Source organism: Granulosicoccus sp. 3-233, from assembly GCF_052681095.1.
The window spans coordinates 96,274-115,061 of sequence record NZ_JBQYLE010000005.1; the positions used below are offsets into that span (position 1 = coordinate 96,274).

Annotated in this window: 14 protein-coding genes; 6 read left to right on the forward strand and 8 right to left on the reverse strand. The window is 57.6% G+C overall.

Going from position 1 to position 18,788, the window contains the following annotated elements; translation table 11 throughout:
- Positions 1–2 precede the first annotated feature (2 nt).
- Entirely contained in the window at positions 3–1,523 is a 1,521-nt protein-coding gene (gene trpE, locus ACUNV4_RS14575; RefSeq protein WP_430879306.1) for an anthranilate synthase component I, read from the reverse strand.
- Positions 1,524–1,802: 279 nt separating this feature from the next.
- Here trpE and ACUNV4_RS14580 point away from each other — a divergent pair, with 279 nt between their 5' ends.
- The 3 genes from ACUNV4_RS14580 to ACUNV4_RS14590 all read left to right on the forward strand — a co-directional run bounded on the left by ACUNV4_RS14580 (position 1,803) and on the right by ACUNV4_RS14590 (position 5,080).
- Positions 1,803–3,335 carry a fumarate hydratase gene (locus ACUNV4_RS14580; RefSeq protein ID WP_430879307.1) on the forward strand — a complete coding sequence of 511 codons (1,533 nt, stop codon included), beginning with the start codon at positions 1,803–1,805 and terminating at the stop codon, positions 3,333–3,335.
- Positions 3,335–3,670, forward strand: coding sequence for a hypothetical protein (locus ACUNV4_RS14585; protein ID WP_430879308.1), 336 nt, complete (start codon positions 3,335–3,337; stop codon positions 3,668–3,670). The genes ACUNV4_RS14580 and ACUNV4_RS14585 overlap by 1 nt, the downstream gene beginning before the upstream one ends.
- Before the next feature lie 123 nt (positions 3,671–3,793).
- Complete coding sequence (locus ACUNV4_RS14590; protein WP_430879309.1) at positions 3,794–5,080, forward strand: ATPase, T2SS/T4P/T4SS family; 1,287 nt, start codon at positions 3,794–3,796, stop codon at positions 5,078–5,080.
- Between the two features lie 194 nt (positions 5,081–5,274).
- Here the strand turns inward: ACUNV4_RS14590 and ACUNV4_RS14595 are convergent, their stop codons facing one another.
- The 3 genes from ACUNV4_RS14595 to ACUNV4_RS14605 form a co-directional block, all read right to left on the reverse strand.
- Positions 5,275–6,636 (reverse strand): capsule biosynthesis protein, encoded by a 1,362-nt coding sequence (locus ACUNV4_RS14595; RefSeq protein ID WP_430879310.1) that lies wholly within the window; start codon positions 6,634–6,636, stop codon positions 5,275–5,277.
- A 243-nt stretch (positions 6,637–6,879) separates the two neighbouring features.
- Positions 6,880–7,875, reverse strand: a complete 996-nt coding sequence (locus ACUNV4_RS14600; protein WP_430879311.1) for a hypothetical protein — start codon at positions 7,873–7,875, stop codon at positions 6,880–6,882.
- A 75-nt stretch (positions 7,876–7,950) separates the two neighbouring features.
- Positions 7,951–10,098, reverse strand: a complete 2,148-nt coding sequence (locus ACUNV4_RS14605; RefSeq protein WP_430879312.1) for a capsular polysaccharide biosynthesis protein — start codon at positions 10,096–10,098, stop codon at positions 7,951–7,953.
- A 138-nt stretch (positions 10,099–10,236) separates the two neighbouring features.
- Between ACUNV4_RS14605 and ACUNV4_RS14610 the strand changes: the two genes are divergently transcribed.
- Genes ACUNV4_RS14610 through ACUNV4_RS14620 form a run of 3 tightly spaced genes read left to right on the forward strand, consistent with a single transcriptional unit; the run spans position 10,237 to position 13,714 of the window.
- Entirely contained in the window at positions 10,237–11,310 is a 1,074-nt protein-coding gene (locus ACUNV4_RS14610) for a glycosyltransferase (protein ID WP_430879313.1), read from the forward strand.
- 53 nt (positions 11,311–11,363) lie between these two features.
- Positions 11,364–12,593, forward strand: coding sequence for a hypothetical protein (locus ACUNV4_RS14615; protein ID WP_430879314.1), 1,230 nt, complete (start codon positions 11,364–11,366; stop codon positions 12,591–12,593).
- Positions 12,590–13,714: a glycosyltransferase family 29 protein gene (locus ACUNV4_RS14620; protein WP_430879315.1), complete on the forward strand. Its 1,125-nt coding sequence runs from the start codon at positions 12,590–12,592 to the stop codon at positions 13,712–13,714. Before ACUNV4_RS14615 ends, ACUNV4_RS14620 begins: the two co-directional genes overlap by 4 nt.
- Here the strand turns inward: ACUNV4_RS14620 and ACUNV4_RS14625 are convergent.
- The 4 genes from ACUNV4_RS14625 to ACUNV4_RS14640 all read right to left on the reverse strand — a co-directional run bounded on the left by ACUNV4_RS14625 (position 13,664) and on the right by ACUNV4_RS14640 (position 18,676).
- The gene (locus tag ACUNV4_RS14625) at positions 13,664–15,841 is read right to left on the reverse strand and encodes a glycosyltransferase family 2 protein (RefSeq protein ID WP_430879316.1); all 2,178 of its coding nucleotides are present in this window, start codon (positions 15,839–15,841) and stop codon (positions 13,664–13,666) included. The genes ACUNV4_RS14620 and ACUNV4_RS14625 overlap by 51 nt on opposite strands.
- A 20-nt stretch (positions 15,842–15,861) precedes the next feature.
- Positions 15,862–16,761: a glucose-1-phosphate thymidylyltransferase RfbA gene (gene rfbA / locus ACUNV4_RS14630; protein ID WP_430879317.1), complete on the reverse strand. Its 900-nt coding sequence runs from the start codon at positions 16,759–16,761 to the stop codon at positions 15,862–15,864.
- A 3-nt stretch (positions 16,762–16,764) separates the two neighbouring features.
- Positions 16,765–17,772 carry a UDP-glucuronic acid decarboxylase family protein gene (locus ACUNV4_RS14635; protein ID WP_430879318.1) on the reverse strand — a complete coding sequence of 336 codons (1,008 nt, stop codon included), beginning with the start codon at positions 17,770–17,772 and terminating at the stop codon, positions 16,765–16,767.
- Between the two features lie 205 nt (positions 17,773–17,977).
- Complete coding sequence (locus ACUNV4_RS14640) at positions 17,978–18,676, reverse strand: hypothetical protein (protein WP_430879319.1); 699 nt, start codon at positions 18,674–18,676, stop codon at positions 17,978–17,980.
- Between the last annotated feature and the right edge of the window lie 112 nt (positions 18,677–18,788).

The window sequence follows — 18,788 nt, forward strand, 5'->3', positions numbered from 1 at the left end:
GCTCATGCCTCACCTCCGGATGGCAACTCGTCAAACAGCACCGGCGGTGAATCCAGCCCGGCTTCTGCCATGGTGACGGCCCTGAATATGGCGCGCGCCTTGGAATGCGTTTCCTGCCATTCGCTCTCGGGATCCGAGTCGTAGACGATACCGGCACCCGCCTGTACGTTCAGCGTGCCATCCTTGATGACGGCGGTGCGTATCGCGATGGCCGTGTCCATATTGCCGTTCCAGGACAGATAGCCGACAGCACCCGAATAGACCCCACGCTTGACAGGCTCCAGTTCCTGAATGATTTCCATGGCACGCACCTTCGGTGCTCCGGAGAGGGTTCCCGCCGGAAAGGTCGCCTTGAGCACATCCATCGGTGTCATGTTGTCCTTCAGCTTGCCCACGACATTGGACACGATGTGCATGACATGGGAATAGCGCTCGATGCTGAACTTGTCGGTGACCTCTACCGTACCCGTCGTGGCGATGCGGCCGATATCGTTGCGTCCCAGGTCGATCAGCATCAGATGCTCGGCCAACTCCTTGGGGTCGGCCAGCAGGGATTCCTCATTCGCCAGATCCTGAGCCTCGTCGGCACCGCGAGGACGGGTACCGGCCAGTGGACGAACGGTGACCTCCGAGTCCTCCAGCCGCACCAGTATTTCCGGTGAGGCTCCCACCACGTGGTGATCCCCCAGGTCGAGGTAGAACATGTACGGCGAAGGGTTGAGTGTGCGCAAGGAGCGGTACAGGTCCAGCGGTGGCGCGGCAAACGGCACTGACAGACGTTGCGACAGAACCACCTGCATGCACTCACCCTGGGTGATGTAGTCGATGATCTTCGATACCGCCTGCTTGTAGCCTGACTCGGTGAATCCGCTCTCGAAATCTGCCTCTGCCACCCTGGAGGTCGGGTGGCTGCTTTTCCGGACCGGTAACGGCTGCCGGATCTGATCATGCAGTTCGGCGACCCGCCGGATGCCTGCAAGCCTGGCATCCTCGGCCTCCGGGTCCACCAACACGATGATGGTCAGCTTGCCGCTGAGGTTGTCGAATACCACCAGCTCATCGGTCACCATGAGCAGGATATCCGGGTTGCCGATGGGATCCGGATGCGGGTTGGCGCCCAGCCGGGGTTCGATGTAACGCACGGTGTCATAGCCGAAATAGCCAACCAGTCCGCCGGTGATACGTGGCAGCCCGGCGATATCGGGAATCCGGAACTGCGACTGATACTCTTCTATCCAGTCCAGCGGCTCAGCCACCTCCTCGGGTGCCGACTCGACCCCCTGATGTTCGATGGTGATCTGCTTGCCACGAACACGAACAACGGTTCTGGCCGGGAGTCCGATGATCGAGTATCGGCCCCATTTCTCGCCACCCTGCACCGATTCGAACAGAAAGGTATAGGGCTGGTCAGCCAGCTTCATGAAGGTGGAAAGCGGGTTGTCCAGATCAGCTATGAGCTCGCAGCTCAAAGGGATGCGAGTATAACCTTCGGCGCGGTAACGCTCAAAATCGGCGGGATTCATGACTATCGGTTCTCAAACAAGGCTATCGGTTGGTATGGCTATCGGCAAGTCCGGTTCTCCGGTGCCGATACAGACAGGCAGGCAGATGCGGTCGTTCAGCTTCGCCAGCGCCAACTCCGGGTACTGCAGCTCTTGTTATGGGAGAATTCATTCATCACAAGTGGATATTGCCTGCCCCGATTGCCACCCGTCAAGCCTCTCGTGGCAATCAGGCTCTATAATCAGTATATGTGAGTGGCAACTGCCGCCTATCTTCCACCCCAGCCAAGAGTCCCTTCAATGAGCGTGATTCGCCAGGATGACCTGATAGACAGTGTCTGCGACGCCCTGCAGTTCATGAGCTACTACCACCCCAAGGATTACATCGACGCTGTGCATGAAGCCTGGCAGCGCGAGGAATCCCAGGCGGCCAAGGACGCGATGGCGCAGATTCTGGTCAACTCCCGCATGTGCGCCGAAGGCAAGCGCCCTCTGTGTCAGGATACCGGCATCGTGACCGTATTCGTCAAGGTGGGCATGAATGTTCAGTGGGACGCATCCATGAGCCTGACAGACATGATCAACGAAGGGGTTCGTCGCGCCTACAACCACCCCGACAACAAACTGCGTGCATCGATCCTGGCTGACCCTGCCGGCGCTCGCAAGAACACGGGCGACAACACACCAGCGGTCATCCATACCGAGATCGTCGAAGGCGACACCGTGGACTTCGAGATTGCTGCCAAGGGTGGTGGCTCGGAGAACAAGTCCAAACTGGCCATGCTGAACCCCAGCGACAGCATCGTTGACTGGGTTGTCAAGACGGTGCCGACCATGGGCGCGGGCTGGTGCCCGCCGGGCATGCTCGGCATCGGCATTGGCGGCACCTCGGAAAAGGCAGCGGTACTGGCCAAGCAATCCCTGATGGCGCCGGTCGATATCCAGGCATTGAAGGATCGGGGACCGCAGAACCGGATCGAGGAACTTCGTCTGGAAATCTTCGAGGCCGTGAACGCGCTGGGTATCGGTGCGCAAGGTCTCGGCGGGCTTACCACCGTGGTCGATGTCAAGATTCTCGACTATCCGACCCATGCCGCCTCCAAGCCGGTCGCCATGATTCCGAACTGCGCCGCCACCCGTCATGCCCACTTCGTGCTTGACGGCAACGGCCCTGCCCTGCAGACACCACCGTCACTGGAAGACTGGCCGGCGATCACCTATGACGCAGGCACCGGCGCCAGACGCGTGAACCTTGACAGTGTCACTCCCGAGGATGTAGCCAGCTGGAAACCGGGAGAGACCCTGCTGCTCAGCGGTGCCATGCTGACGGGTCGTGATGCCGCACACAAACGTATCCAGAGTCTTCTGGAAAGTGGAGAAGGCCTGCCCGAAGGTGTCGACTTCAACGGCCGGTTCATCTACTACGTCGGCCCGGTCGACCCTGTACGCGATGAAGTCGTCGGACCTGCCGGACCGACAACCTCCACCCGCATGGACAAATTCACCGAGATGATGCTCGATCAGTGTGGTCTGCTCGGCATGATCGGCAAGGCCGAGCGCGGCGAAGCCGGCATAAATGCCATTCGCAAGCACAAGGCTGTCTATCTGATGGCTGTCGGTGGTGCCGCCTATCTGGTGTCCAAGGCCATACGCCAGTCTCGCGTTGTCGCCTTCGAGGACCTTGGAATGGAAGCGATTCACGAGTTTGTGGTCGAAGACATGCCGGTAACGGTTGCGGTCGATACCACGGGTGAGTCCGTGCATGTCACCGGCCCTGCCCTGTGGAAAGGCAAGCTCGACCGAGGCGAAGTCAAACCGGTGTATTTCAAGTGATGCGAACAACATTCTGTCGAGCCCTGTTTGCCACGACCCTCTTTGTGCTGCTGGGTGCCTGTGCATCCGGTGGTGGCCTGAACGACAAGCCGCGCCCTTCTGGCAATGGGGGTCATGCCGACGTCTGCAAGAGTACCGACACTCAAGTGGACAGCAGCAGTCAGTGTCTGCAGGACGACGCTGCCTGTTATGAGCTCAACAATGGCAAGTGGTGTACCGGAGAGCGAGGGAATGTCTGTCCTGCAGGTTCCAGCCCCCTGCCAGCCGGTATTCCCTGCGCGCCGGGCAAGCGGTGCTTTCGCATTGGGGAATCGCTGGAGTGCACGATAAACTGATCACAGTTCGTTGACTCGAAGCGCGCGTCCAATCACAGATCGCGCTTCACCTTACTCTTTGCTGCAACGAAAAACGAGAGCTGCGCCGATAGCTGCTTGAATCAACTGCACAAAATCCATTGCATGTCTCGTCCCTTGCCCTCTCCTGCTCCCGCTGCAGATATCGCTCCCGTGGATCTGACAACGGCCATGAGTGTCTGCCCTGTCGAGGAAAGAGCCTGCTGGGACACTCTCGGCAACGTGCTGCATGAGGCAGAAGGCAGGGACGCCTTCGAGATCCATTTCGAACCCGAGAGCGATTGCCTGCGCGTGCGGTTCAGGAGTCTGTTCGAATTCACCGAAATCCGACTCGAGGACAGCACTCCCTATCTCGATGCCCTGGCACGTCTGCAAGGCAGCCTGTGGCATGCCGACAATTCTGATACTGCAAGGCGTGGCTGGTTCAACTTCACGGTGTCGAACACTACCTGCCTGTATCAACTCGATGTGGTTCGCAGCAGTAAAGGGGCAACCTACCTGCTGACCCATCTGGACGATTCGCGCCAGCAACCGGCTCGTCTGGAAGATCTCGGCCTCAACCGCGTACAGTTGAGTACCCTGAAAGAAGCCCTGCAGCAACGAAACGGGCTGATTGTGGTTGCGGGCGAGCTGTCACAGGCCAGACGCAGAATCAGTCGAGCCATTGCCCAGAGCCTGGTCGCTCCTGACATGAAAATCATTGTGGCAGACACACTGGTACACCCCGTGATACCACGCACCACCCAGCTGGGCATGGACTTCCCGGCCGACAGTTCGCAGCAGGATACCTGGAATGCCATGTGTCGCCTTGGTGCAGACGCCATCGTCACGGCGCAGACACTGGAAGACACGGCTGCGCGGCGATTGATCAATCAGGCTGCCGAACAGACCCTCGTCGTCAACAGCATTGCCGCCGACAGCGCAGCCGGATGTATCGGTCGCCTGCTCGGCCTGGGCATACGCAGTGAAACACTGGCGCACTGTCTGACAGCGATCGTACTGCAACATCGCGTCCGCTGCCTGTGCCCGTATTGCAGAGTTCCAGCCTCGCCCGATGATGCAGGCACCGCCTGGCTGGCCCGCTACAGCCCGATTCAGTCGGGAAACATCAACGACTGGCTCCGGCACCGCATGCGCTCCTCGTTCAGCAGTTCCGAAGGCTGCGATCGCTGCAATGGCACCGGCCATCGCAACTGGCTGGATATCTTCGATGTCATCTCCATCACCAGCGAACTACGCGATGCCCTGTACGATGCCGATTACCGGTACGCGTTTTCACTCGTGGAACAACAGCGGAGTCTGGGACGCAGCCTGCTGAAGCTGGCCCAGGAAGGCATCATTTCGCTCTCCGAGGCGACAAGACTGACTGGAGAACCCGGCCAGACAGAATGATCAGGAGGGAGGCGCACGCTCCTTTCTGCGCCTCACCCTTACTGCGCTTCACCCTTGCTGGATTATCACACGTGATGGATTGGCACACGCCAGCCTGATTGCAAGGCGCTTCTGGGCATCGAGGCCTGTTCGATCATTTTCCGACCACCATGACACAAGGCGAGCAGCTTGATGCCTGCTCGCCCATGAGCGGATCAGGCTGCTTCGGCACTCCCGTCCTTGTCCTGATTGAAACCGGCGACGGATGTCCCTCCCACAACCTTGAGCGAAGGTACTGCGACTCTCTCGACCACGGCGGTATCTTCCTGCCAGGAGTGGATCTCCGCAAGATTGCTTGACCAGACGATTCCGGTTTCCCCTTCGTCGCTGACACGACGATACAGATTGCCATTCAACTGGTTTCGATTGATCAGAAAGGCACGAAAGCTCTTGAAGAGGTCACTGTTGACAGCCCTCTTGCAGGACCAGAAGTCATCGAGGGATTCCTGCGCCGTCAAGCCCGGAATATCGTAGATCGCCTTGCCCAGTGTCTTGACGGGTGCGCCGTGGAACAGAGATGAAATGCCGACGGTGCTGTTGATCAACACCGTCCCCTGAGCATGCTTCAACAGCGTCGGCAGACAGACATCGTGAACATAGAAGACCCGTCCCTGCAGTCCCAGCTCGGCAACCAGATTGGCAAACAGGGTCGTGTAGTCGGTATAGCCCCTGTCCAGAGGATGGTGCTTGAAGACAATGGCCTTGTTGCTGCTCGCATGCTCGCGGAATGAGGCCAGAACATCGCCGATGAAGTGTTCGATCGAATTGAATTCCGAGTGCACGATCACCTGCATGTCACAGTGCACCTGCAACGGACACAGGAAGAAATTTCCGTCGTACTGGGAGAGGATGTCTTTCAGAACGGGTTTCTCCTGTCTGCCGTACTTCCACTTTCTCAGGCCCGAGCGAATCCATCTGGCACCTTCAGAAAAGCACTCGAAGGGGCGATGATGGCGATAGTGTCGGAATCGATCGCGTTGCGCCGCACTGGCCAGGTAATACATCATCGAGTACACGGCAGTCAGGTGAAACACATGATTCGGTTGTTGCAATTCGGTCGGCAATTCGTCGGTGACCTCGGACTTTCTGAAGGGTCGGGACATCATGCTGGAGTGGCCGTTGACGCCCTCCTCTTCCAGCGTGATGAAGTTGGGACGAATATAGCCTTCCTCGAACACGAAGACCCTGATCTTCAGGCGCTTGGCCAGCTCTCTGGCGATCCGGTGATAGGAACGGCAATCACCGAACAGATAGATACGACCAATCTGGCAGTTGATGAGCACGCGCTCCAGCCAGACCTCCCAGTCGTCCAGGGTACCGGTATAGTCGAGTGCCCCGGAATTCCTGTAGAAGAAGCTGTCACCACCATTGAAGTTGATCTTGGTGACGTTGAAGCCACGCCGGGTCAGATCCTGGGCAAAACGCGAGAAGAATGGACCAATGGGCCCTTGCAGTAAAAGCGCGTTTCTCGACAGGGCCTGTGCAGAATCCCCCTGCAGCTCCTGCGAACCTGACACTGAATCAATAGAGCGTAAAGCACTCTTCTGCATTTTTGCTTTTATCCGAATGTGCATTGGGGTAATTCGATGACTACCCGCATTTAGCCGACCTCTACCGTGGGTATCGTCCAGTAACAGTAATACTGAACATATTGTGCTGGCACAGAACCTACCGTCCCTGATCACCAATGAAGGTCGACTGCACCACCATTGACTGATCTAACAACTTGCGTGCCAGATGAATTCTGGCGATTCTGTGAACTAGCGCTTTTCGGCGACCCTACTGTCCGGCAGATACGGCGCCAGCTCCGGCGTCCCGGAAATCAGCTTTTCACGTATCCGGCTCATGCGCGCATCCAGACTGGCATCCATCGTCGAACCCGCCGTACAACTGAAAGGTCGGAACAACGTTTCTCTGCCGAAGTAGCGATCAGCGATATAGCGGTTCGACTCTGCATAGCGTCGTGCCACTCGACAGGCCAGCGCCTCGGGAATCCTCAGACTGCCACTCTTGTCTTCAACGGCCAGCCTGGCCAGACCGTTGAACAGCATCCGAGAATGCTCGGCAGACAGTGGCTCCCCGTGATTGACGCGCAACTTGAAAGCCAGCAGGTCACTGGTCAGCGACGGGTTGGCATCTGTGTCCTGACACCTTGCCGCAACGGTATCGCCATCCATGCCCAGAAAGGTCTGGCAGAAATCCACCACCACATTGGCCTTGATCAATTCCTGTCTGTCATAGTTCTTCACCCTGATCCGGTTCGGGAAATGCTTCTCCCAATCGTCCAGAAAATCCTTGTAAGTGGAATGCGACGTGGCCAGAAAGAAATCTTCAAGCGTACCGCTGTAGTTGCTCGCCTGGACCTTCTGGGCATAGGCCGACAGCAGGTACTTGACCTGTTCTCGCAGATAGACAATCACTTCCACGTCATACCCGTCGAACAACTTGCGCACATCCGCCGGGTTGCAGTTCTGGAATGCCTCCGAACTGATGACAAGGGGATTCTTCTGCTGCTGCACGACGGCATCCAGCCCCTTGCGAACACCGGCGATGATGTCATCCGCCTTGTGCCGCACACGTGACAATGCACCACGCGTGATCGGCGCCCCTATCTCGTGATGGCCGAAGCCTCGTATGCCATAGTCGGGATAACAGAAGCCGCATTCCTCCAGCAAGCTGCGGTTCTTGCGCAGAAATCGCTGAATGGCAGTCGTGCCGGTCTTGTGACGTCCGATATGCAGTATGACTCTTCTCATGGTGCTGGCAAGTAACTCTGATGATCAGAATGTTGTTCGGTCGGGCATGTATCCAGACAGGATTCCGGCATCCGGTCATGCCCGGTAGGACAGGGCTCCGCAGACATTGGCCAGTTTGCTCATCCAGCGCATGCCGGTCATGGTGCGGCTATCACTCCCTTCGGCCCCCATCTTCGCGATCAGCTGTTCCACCGAGATGAATTCGCCACTGTCCAGATCGACGTAATGCGGATAGGCCACCAGACACAGATACACCAGTTCGTCCACCGTTCGTTCACCCCTGCGTCGGGCGCAGGTGAGTGTGTCCGTGGTTATTCCCCAACCGGCATAGAACGGCATGCCGTAGGTAACGACCGGCACATCCCTCAGAATGGCTTCGAACCCGGATAGCGATGTCATGGTGTGCAACTCATCACATTCATGCAGGCAATCGAGAAAATGTCGAACGCTCTCGACACGATCGACACAACTGTTGAGAATGCTGTCATTGACCTCCCCCTTGCGGTTGCCGCTGACCACATCGGGGTGCGGCTTGTAGACAATGAAGGCATCGGGATTGGCCTTTCTCACCGCCGTCAGAAGTCCACCATTGGATCTGACGTCCTTCCCGCCACGCAGAATGGATTGATCTCCTTCGACCTGGCCAACGACCAGAATCCGCTTCTTGTCGGCAGTTCGCGCATTGCGCGGTACGGACTCACCCTCCTGCCGACCGACATTGTATTTGGTCAGATTGGCCGACAGAATCGATTGCCGAAGTACCCTTGCCCGGCGTAGCTCCTCGTCTGAACAGACATATTCGTTAAGCAGTCTCTCCAGTGTACTGGGCGAACCGGCATCGAAATACAGTCCCATTTCATCGATGACCAGCGACGCCGGTGGCACGAAATCGGAACCCAGGCCCCGTGAGCGGATGAAGCCATCCTCGACCCGGATGAAGGCCGAGGAGCCGGCCGATCCCGGCTGGTCGCAGCCTGCAGAAGACAGTTTCCTGCCGATACCATTGGCCGAGTCGGTAAAGCTCCAGCACAGGGGCATCTCACTGGGCGCGGCATCATTCCTGTTGGAAAAACGCAGTCGCCCATCGGGTGAGCGTAGAAACTGCGCCAGATAACGTTTTTTCCAGGGCGTGATGCCGACACAGACCCGGCTGCCGGCGTTCCTCTGAAAATAGTCCTGCTGCAGGCAGACGTGATCGAGACATTCACGCAGTGACCAGATCCTGCCGGTGACAGGACAGCAGTAACGGGCATGATGTACATGCGTGGCGTGAAACAGCTGGTCAAGCGTTCGCCGCGCCGTTCTGCGTTCAATCGGCTGCCAGTCTTCGGTCAGGCCCCAACCGGCGTAAAAGGGTTGTCCGGCGACCTTGACGGTGCATCCGCACAGCAGGGCTTCGTAGCCCAACTGTGACGTGCCTGCATATACCACTGTCGATCGCTTCAACCACGGGATGGGGTTGTCAGCATCGGCACTGAGCTCAATGCCCAGCTCCTTTGCCCGCGCCTGCAGATAGCCCTCACGACGCCCTGCAACCACGTCCGGATGCGTGCGTACGACGATCCGTGCTTCCGGATTTTCCTGTATGGCACGTTCCAGCATGGCTTCGAAGCCTGCGGCATCCAGCCCCCCGAACCTCACGGATGCATCGTCACAGGTCTGATCCAGCACCAGCACCAGCTCTCTGCCATCGCCGTGCAGACGCGCGCCATCAGGCTGCTTGCAGAAATTGTACTTGGTGATGTCCCTGTCGATCATCAGCTGCCGACAGCGGGCTGCATAGCGCAGATCGCCTGCGTTGCACTGCGGGTCGAACTGCTCGTCAGGCTGGTTCAGGTAGCGCTCCAGCGAGGATGGCACCGTACTGTCGTAATACACGCCGAGATCGTCCACCAACAACGAATAACAGACTCGGGAATGCGCATTGGCCGAACAGGACCGGATCCAGCCATCCTCGACATACAACACCGGTAGCTGGTGGTGAGCAGCATAACGCAGCGCTCGCTCGCTGTTCTGCTTGCGTCCCCAGACAACCACGCTCGATACGGGCAGATGTCGTCTGGCAGCCTGTACCGGGCTGACCACTTCGGTGACGCCCAGAAATCGACTGATGTTCCTGATTCTGCGAATGCCATTGGAGAAGGAAACGGCGAAACTGGATGTCTTGCAGTCACTTCCCTGCTCCTCACAGGTGATACTGTCTTCCAGTTCCAACGTGCTCACTAGCAATAGTTCCGATAAGCCGAGACTTCCGGAACAAGCAGCATTCAAGCCAGCCGCGCCGAAGGATTCTCACATTTCGATCATTACTGGCTTGCAAACTGCATGTAAACGCTCTCTCGGTCGGAATCCAGAGTTGTCTTGAACATATTGTTTCTGCATGGTTCGCGTCATGAACTCACCCCCTGGCGAGATGGGTCGACACGCTATCGTTGCTATCACCTGGCCGAATCTCTGCGGCAGAAGGGACATATTGCTGACATCGCTCCGCTGACCGATGTGCGCATTGAGCACCTGAACAGATACCGTACTGTCTGTGTACTCCGCCCTCGCCCGAGCAAGACGCTTGACCAGATTCTCAAACGTTGCCGAAGACTGGGCATTCGCACCGTAGCCGATGTGGATGACCTGGTGTTCATTCCACGCTACTCTGCCTTGTCACCCAGCGTCATCAATGATCAGGCGACCGAACTCAGTGTGCGCGCCCAGTTCAAGCGCAATCTGCAGGCCATGTTGTGTTTTGACGAGATAACGGTGGCTACCGAGCCGCTGGCCCACCACTGGCGCGAACAGACCGGCAGAAGCCGAGTCAGCGTCATCCCCAATGGTCTGTCCATGCGCTGGCTGGATACGCCGGTAAGTCGGCAGACTGATCCGGCAAACGAAGGTCGCACCATTACCTATCTGCCTGGTTCGAACAGCCACAACAGGGATTTTTCGGAAATTGTCGACGTACTGGCCGACTTCGTGAATCGTGACAAGAACATCAGACTGCTGATTGTCGGATCGCTGAACACGGATGAGAGAAAATTTCCGAAAGCTCGACTGTCACGCTCTCCCTGGATTGATTATTTCAAGCTTCCCCAGATCATTGCCAGCAGTTCCGTCACGCTGGCGCCGCTGGTCAAGTCACCGTTCACTCATGCGAAATCGCACATCAAGTTCATCGAGTCGGCAGCATTCGGGACACCAGCCATCTGTTCACCCAACCATGACATCTGCAGGCACGACATCGACGGACTGCACATTGCCAATACCGTCGATGACTGGCACGCCGCCCTGCAGCGGACGCTGGACCCCCCTCATGACAGCGCGGAGCTGAGTCGCATGAAAAGCTACGTTCGTCAGAATGCCACCGCCGGAAAATCAGCCGATACCCTGCTGGCGCACTGGAAAAAGGAAGGTTCACAGTCGCTGCAGAACGTTGCGGTGTAATCACAAGCCGTCGTTTGACGAATAATGGCCTGGATAATGAACCAGTCACAACCATGAATCTGCCATCGCTGCAATACATCGACATCAACAACGCGATAAGCTCGGTCATCGGCGTGAGCAGCTATCCCGACTACTCGGCGCTGTTGCGCAAGACGCCTTGCTCCCGAAGGCCTCAGCACATCGTTGTCGAGAGAACGCAACGTCGCCATGATCGTGCCCGTCCGGGCACGAACGACGATACCCGCAGACAGCCGTTACTGCTCGAGGCATGGCCCGTTTTTCCCAACTCCCTCTTGAGCACCGAGATTGCGGTGAATCTTCCGGGCCCGTTGCAAGAGCCTTTGCCGGCTCTTCTGCCTGCAGAGCTTGTCGGACAGACCGGTGGCGCGCTGGACTTCCCGGTGGACACCAGCCTTCACTACAGGCTTCAGGAACCTCTGCCCAGCTACCTGGGCGGTCTCATGTATCGCTCTGGCCGGCACGCCATCGCCATTCTGGATGACGAGGCCAACCTGCAGCGAACAGACACCACCATGATGCGCAGCCTGCACCTTGCGCTGAACCCCATGCTTTATGGCAAGCGTACGCCGCACGAAGTACTGATTCCACATTTTCTGGACAGCAAGAACGAACCCGGAGGCAGCCTGAAAAGTCGCAGACTGGACAAGGTTCTGGTAGAGCTGTACCAGCTCTCCCATCTGTGTCACCGTCTCAATGTCATTGGCAAGGCAGATCTGGTGCTCTGCGATTCCGCTGGCATTGCCGTGGATGCCTTGCGCGCCTCGGTTCCGGCTGCCTTCATCAGCGGTACCCCATCGGGATTCGAAGAAGTCCAGGCTTGCATAAGCAGATTCCTGGAGCATGGCGATTCCCGGCGCCTGCTCGAAGAGCAGCAGGACGCGTTGGCCGATCTGCTCGACAGCGCAACTTCCGACTATCACGTCATGAGCAATCAGTGCACCCTGCGTACACTGATACGGACACGGTTGTCAGAAGCTGGCAGGCAAAGCACCCGGGAAGCCACGGGGGGCTCAACTTGTCAGGATCGGCATGGCCAGGCAGGGCTACAGTCTTCGGTCAACGAACCGGATGGTTACGAAGACCTGATTCTGCGCACGCAGCAATCGTTGTGTTCCCGTGCCAACCGTTCCGTCAGACTGAAGTCCGGGCTGGAATCGAGTCGCAGAAAGTTCCAGAAGTTCAAGGAGTCCCCCACCCGTTTCATGGAAGACAGTCAGAGCGCCATCCTGAGATCCCTGGTTGCCGGGCGCACGGCACGGTGACTCCGGCAGTACTGGAGAACGGCGAACTCGAGACACGTTATCGACAGGGTCGTTGGGATTCTTCTCTGCTGGACTCGGCCTTGACGCAGGCAGAGAACAGTGGTCGATCCAGCGACTGGATAATCCATTTCGACATTTGCCAGGCACTCAGGGGACTTACCCTGAGAGACTGGCAGCATGTCGCCAACCACTACCTCGCAGCTGACAGAGCCTCCCCGAAGTTGTGGCTCAAGCTGCTGGATTCGATTCTCAGCCCGACGCTGTTTCCCGAGCTGAGCAACGAAGAGCGCCAACGGCGCCACGACGCTCTGATCTCACCCGTCTGGCAGGATCCGATTGCCTGCGCACGCGATGTTCTGCAATCCGGATACCTGGGGTCTCGCCTTTCTCATTACCCCTGCTTGCTGACACAAGGCGAGTCCATGCGCCTACCCGTGGTGGCAAAGGGGTTTCCAGTAGGCAAGAGACGACGCCAGGCCGCCAGGCAATTGCTCTCGCTGACACAACCTTTCGAAGTTCTGATCAGAGAGTGTCTATCGCGTGCTGCAGGCGGCAAGGACACCTCGTATCGACCCACGGTCGCGGTCGTCGGGAACTCTCCCAGCATACTGACTGCCGGCAGGGGAGACGAAATCGACTCTGCCGACCTCGTCATCAGGTTCAACAAGGTATCGATGGAGCCGAACAAGATCCGCCACACCGGCCGGCGTACCGATATCTGGGTCATGTCTCCGTCGACGCCGGTATCATGCTGTCCGGCGGATGCGAAAGGCATCATCGTCAGCGGTCTGGATTCACTGACGCGGCCGTCCTTCTTCTGGCCGACCCTGCCCGGCCCCGGCAAACCGTTGAGTCAATGTCCTGCATCACAATGGCACGAGCTGGTTGCCTGCTTCCGGGCTCCGCCCAGCGCGGGAACCCTGCTGCTGGCATCGCTCAAGGCAATGGATCTCGATGTCAGCTGTCACGGCTTTACCCGTTGCGTCACCGAGCATGCGGTCCACGGCAATCATCATGCTGACGACGATGCACGCTCTGTTCGGCACAACTGGGAAGCGGAGGCCTGCTGGCTAGGCAATCTTTTTCCCCAACGCGAAGCCTTCATTGTCTCGAGCGAGTAAGGGGTGATAGGCGGGGTCGCTGAAGTCTTCCAGTGCCCAGCGTTGCATCATGACGCGCCGTTCCGCATCCACGCGTCTTGTCTTGACGCGCGTATCGTCAGCACCACGACTCAGACCTTCGTGGTGATACAACTCGGCATGCGGCGTCCACAGATTCCTGTACCCCAGGCGACGCACCTTCATGCACAGATCGACATCATTCCAGGCAACGCCCAACTCGTCCTGATCCAGCCCCCCTGCCTGCTCGTAGACCGTTCGTCTGAGTGCCAGACAGGCGGCTGTGACCGCCGTCAGGTTCTGTGAGCAGATCAGTCGACGACAATAGCCTGCTGCTTGTCCGGGGCTGTATCGGTGGGCATGCCCGGCAACACCCGTGATGCCCACGATGACCCCGCCGTGCTGAATGCGGCCATTGCTGTAATACAACTTTGCACCAACACAGCCGATTTCCGGCCGCATGGCCTGTCGGACCATTTCATCCAGCCAGCCTGGCGAGATGACCTCGGTGTCGTTGTTCAGCAACACCACTATCGGAGACTCACCCTGCGCCACCGCATGATTGTTGATTGCCGAGTAATTGAATGCACCGGCAAAATGCAGTACGTCGACACGTGATTGCCGAGACAGCGCACGGTAGTAGTCCAGTGTTTTCGGCTCTTCGCTGTCATTGTCCACCAGCAGTATGCGGTAGTTCGGATAGCGGGTTTTTTCCAGCACCGAGTCGATACAGGTTTTCAGGATATCGACCTTGTCACGTGTGGGTATGATGATATCGACAGCCGGCGAGGCTACCGGCAAGGGCCAGAGAACCCGACTGATATCCGCGTGCACACCCGCTTCGACTCGGGCCTTGATACCGGCTCTCGCCAGGGCCAGCCTGATGCACTGCTGCCATTGGTCAGCATCTTCCAGGTCGTGCCCGTACTTGTCATTCGACAGCAGATAGCGACTTGCCAGAATCCGTGGAATCCGTGTTACCTGATGATCCCGCAAGGGTGGCACAGCCATGAGTCTGTCAAACCACTCGTGCTGCGGCAAGGCACCATCCTCCACCCGGTGCGCGTTTTCGCACACGCCAACCGAGGCTGCCAGCAGTATCAGGTCGTGAGTCTGCTGCCCTTCACCCGGCGGAAGGGCCAGGCGCTGTCTCCAGGCATCACAGACCATCCAGGGGAACCGGATATAGTTTCGGTTCAACAGCAGCTCGGGGTTCCAGGCCGGTTTCAACACCGGGTCTGACGCCGCCCCGTCAGCACTCACATGATCGTGATCGGCATATACCAGGATGCTGTCGTCATTCACGGCACTCAACATCTGGTGAAACAGCTCCCGCCGACAACGGTAGCCGTGTGGCAATGGCATGCGAAACACCCGTTTTCCCGCCAGTGAGGCGGTATCGACCGACTCCGGATCAGTGGTCGAATCCCATGCTATCTCCCAACCCAGTCGTCTCGCATGGGCCATGGCGGCAATTATCGACTCATCCGGGTTCTCATGCCCGCTTGCGGACGACAACAGTAGCAGCAACACGCCATCTCGCTCTGCGGTAATGGTAGCGGCTACACTGCCGTCAGTGTCTGCTTCGCCTTGTGGTGTGTAGGCTCGGGGGAATATCGCATCATGTACATGGCTCCGGTAATCCGCATAGAGCACTGACACGTCAGCCGTCTCTGCTGCATCGACACAACCGCGATGGCTGAGACGTTTGCGAATCCGGTTGATCGCAAAGCGGGAAGTCAAGCCACTCAGTACCACTCGCTCCAGCGTACAGCCAGGTTGATCCAGGCTGATGGTGCAACACTGCAGGGAGCGATCGAGCCTGATGATTCGTTTACAGACCGGCTTGGAAGTCAGCAGCAGATGCTCCTGCAAACCACCCTCGCCTTCCAGGGTCAGCACGCAGCCGATACTGCTGAGAGAGTGCTCGATTTCCAGCATGTACCAACCGGCTTCGAGTCGCAGTTGCTGCAAATCCCAGCTGGTTGCGGTCCCGGACGGCGTAGAGGCTTCTTCGACGGATGGGCAGTGGGCCGTTGCCGATGAGATGTTGCCTTGCGCTACCGGTTGACGAACCTCATGGTAGCGGCCGACCAACCGCATCAGCCAGCGAGCAATCGTTGCACTCACCGGTGCATGATCCAGCGAACCTAGCTGGCCAGCTTCAGTTGAACGAGATTGCTCTGTTCTTCGACCAGGGATACGAGGTAATTGCCATAACCGCTCTTGATCAGCGGCCGGCTCAGTGCCAGCAGGTCATGGTCATCGATCCAGCCCTGACGCCAGGAGACTTCTTCGGGGCAGGCAATCTTCACACCCTGGCGGCTCTCCAGTGTCTGGACGAACTGGCTGGCCTCCAGCAGAGAGCCGCAAGTACCGGTATCGAGCCAGGCAAAGCCGCGCGACAGGACCTCTACCATCAGATCTCCACGCTCGAGATACACCTTGTTGACATCGGTGATCTCCAGCTCGCCACGGGCAGAGGGCTTGATGGACTTGGCGATATCAACGACATCATTGTCATAGAAATACAGGCCTGTTACTGCATGACTGGATTTCGGCTGAGCAGGTTTTTCTTCGATATCCAGAGCCTTGCCACTCTTGTCGAACGCTACCACGCCGTAGCGTTCCGGGTCACTGACACGATAGGCAAACACGCTCGCTCCTCGCGTCTGGCTGGTGGCGTTGAGCAATGAGCTGCTCAGATCGTGCCCATAGAAGATATTGTCGCCAAGAATGAGAGCAACCGAGTCATCTCCGATGAAATCCTCGCCGATCAGGAATGACTGCGCCAGGCCATCCGGCTCTGGCTGCGTGGCATAGTCGAGTTCGATTCCCCACTGGCTACCATCACCGAGCAGGGATTCGAACAGGGGAATATCTCTTGGTGTGGAGATAAGCAATATCTCGCGAATACCCGCCAGCATCAATGTGCTGAGCGGGTAGTAGATCATGGGCTTGTCATACACCGGCATCAGCTGCTTCGATACAACCTGAGTCATCGGATGCAACCGGGTTCCAGAACCACCTGCCAGTATGATGCCCTTCATGATCTATTTTACTCCGGCTACCTTGTGCCCTGTGGCACCTGATTTCAGAAGCCCATCGAAATAGGCGATTGTCTTTTCCAGGCCCTGCTCCAGCTTCACCTGCGGCTCCCAGCCAAGCTCATTGCGTGCCTTGGTGATGTCCGGACGACGCTGAGTGGGATCGTCACTGGGCAGTTCCTTGAACACCAGTTCCGAGCTGGAGCCGGTCATCTCGATGACCTTCTCCGCCAGCTGACGAATGGTGAACTCGTCCGGATTGCCGATATTGACCGGCCCGGTGAAATCGTCGCCGGTGCCCATGATGCGCACGAAGGCGTCGATCAGATCCAGGCAGTAGCAGAACGAGCGAGTCTGATCGCCTTCACCGTAGATGGTGATCGGCTCACCGGTCAGAGCCTGCATGATGAAGTTGGACACGACGCGGCCATCGTTGGGATGCATGCGTGGGCCATAGGTATTGAAGATACGACCCACCTTGATACGCAGATCGTGCTGACGGTGGTAATCGAAGAACAGGGTTTCCGCACAACGCTTGCCCTCGTCATAGCAGGACCGGAAACCGATCGGATTCACATGTCCCCAGTAGCTCTCGTGCTGCGGATGAATCTTGGGGTCACCGTAGACTTCACTGGTTGAGGCCTGGAAGATCTTCGCCCCCGTTCGCTTGGCAAGACCCAGCATGTTGATGGCACCGTGAACGCTGGTCTTGGTGGTCTGCACCGGGTCATGCTGGTAGTGAATGGGCGACGCGGGACAAGCCAGGTTGTAGATTTCGTCAATCTCCAGATAAATCGGGAAGGTTACGTCATGACGCAACAACTCGAAGCTGGGGTTGTCCATCAAGGGCAATATGTTCAGCTTGGATCCGGTGAAGTAGTTGTCCATACAGATCACTTCATTGCCTTCATTCAGAAGACGTTCACACAGATGTGATCCCAGGAATCCTGCCCCACCAGTAACCAGAATTCTCTTCCGGACCAAACTGCCGGGCGTTGAAGTAGCGTCGTTCATCGGATAAATGATTTTCCTGAATGCATGAATGTGTAATGGAAACAGCCTGAAGAAACAGAGTCTGCAAGGTCGGCCGCCATTATAAGAGCTAAAGCCTGCGATATGGCTTTTGCGCAATTACACCTCATCCGTATTCGAGCAATTAGCGAGCCAGTGATCAGTCCCCGCACAGAGCCTGATAACTCCCCCAGGTGCCATTTATCTGTCACAGCAGCAAGGCAATGACCGCTATGCCGATGAGCAGACCTGTCAGAACGTCTCGCACCAGCCTCTTGCCGGACCAGGACGGTGCCTCCACTTTCCTGCGCGGTATCTGTGGGAGTACGGATGCTGGCTGTCGCAGCAGATTTCCAGCAATATCAGATAGTTGATCGGTCTTGATACCACACGCCAGGGCATAGGCCAGAAAGGTATTGACCGCCTTTGCGCCGCCGTCTCCCGGGTTTTGCTGAACCATTTGTGTCAAGGTGGACAAGGCCTTGGCATCCAGGCCCTCCTCTCGTGCTACCGATCTGGCATGGTTCAGATCCAGCTCAAGGTTAACAATCGTGGAAATGTGATTTTCCAGTGCCTGTCGGGACAAACCACCTTGTCCGAACGCGCTCTCAGCCTGTTCCATTGCGCTGTCAATGGCCACAGCCTGCTTGTCGGGCTTTTTCTGAACACCGAATTCGACGATCATTCGAGTTGTTCGCAGCGGCACACCGTGAGCCCGCAGCATCTCTCGAATGTCATCCATCTCGTTGATCAGGTCACTGAATTCCTCGACCGCACGCTTGACCGGATTGTCGGCCGTGGAACGAGGTCGTCGCGCCTCCTCGCCCGCCTGCTCGACATCGGCATCATCACCGTACTCGGCATCATTGGCCGGCAGTTGTTTTTTCTCGACAGCAGCTTGAGGCACGCGCTTACCCATCCCGATCGCTTGTCAATGACCAGCAGCAAACATGCCACTGACCGAAGGTGCCAGTCATGGCGTTGAAGCAGGAGGCCTTCCACGACGGACAGTTGCTCAC

Coding starts and splice junctions, on each gene's coding strand:
- ACUNV4_RS14615 (WP_430879314.1), top strand. CDS start 11,364: ATGAATCTGCCATCGCTGCAATACATCGACATCAACAACGCGATAAGC.
- ACUNV4_RS14635 (WP_430879318.1), bottom strand. CDS start 17,772: ATGAACGACGCTACTTCAACGCCCGGCAGTTTGGTCCGGAAGAGAATT.
- ACUNV4_RS14590 (WP_430879309.1), top strand. CDS start 3,794: ATGTCTCGTCCCTTGCCCTCTCCTGCTCCCGCTGCAGATATCGCTCCC.
- ACUNV4_RS14600 (WP_430879311.1), bottom strand. CDS start 7,875: ATGAGAAGAGTCATACTGCATATCGGACGTCACAAGACCGGCACGACT.
- ACUNV4_RS14585 (WP_430879308.1), top strand. CDS start 3,335: ATGCGAACAACATTCTGTCGAGCCCTGTTTGCCACGACCCTCTTTGTG.
- ACUNV4_RS14580 (WP_430879307.1), top strand. CDS start 1,803: ATGAGCGTGATTCGCCAGGATGACCTGATAGACAGTGTCTGCGACGCC.
- trpE (WP_430879306.1), bottom strand. CDS start 1,523: ATGAATCCCGCCGATTTTGAGCGTTACCGCGCCGAAGGTTATACTCGC.
- rfbA (WP_430879317.1), bottom strand. CDS start 16,761: ATGAAGGGCATCATACTGGCAGGTGGTTCTGGAACCCGGTTGCATCCG.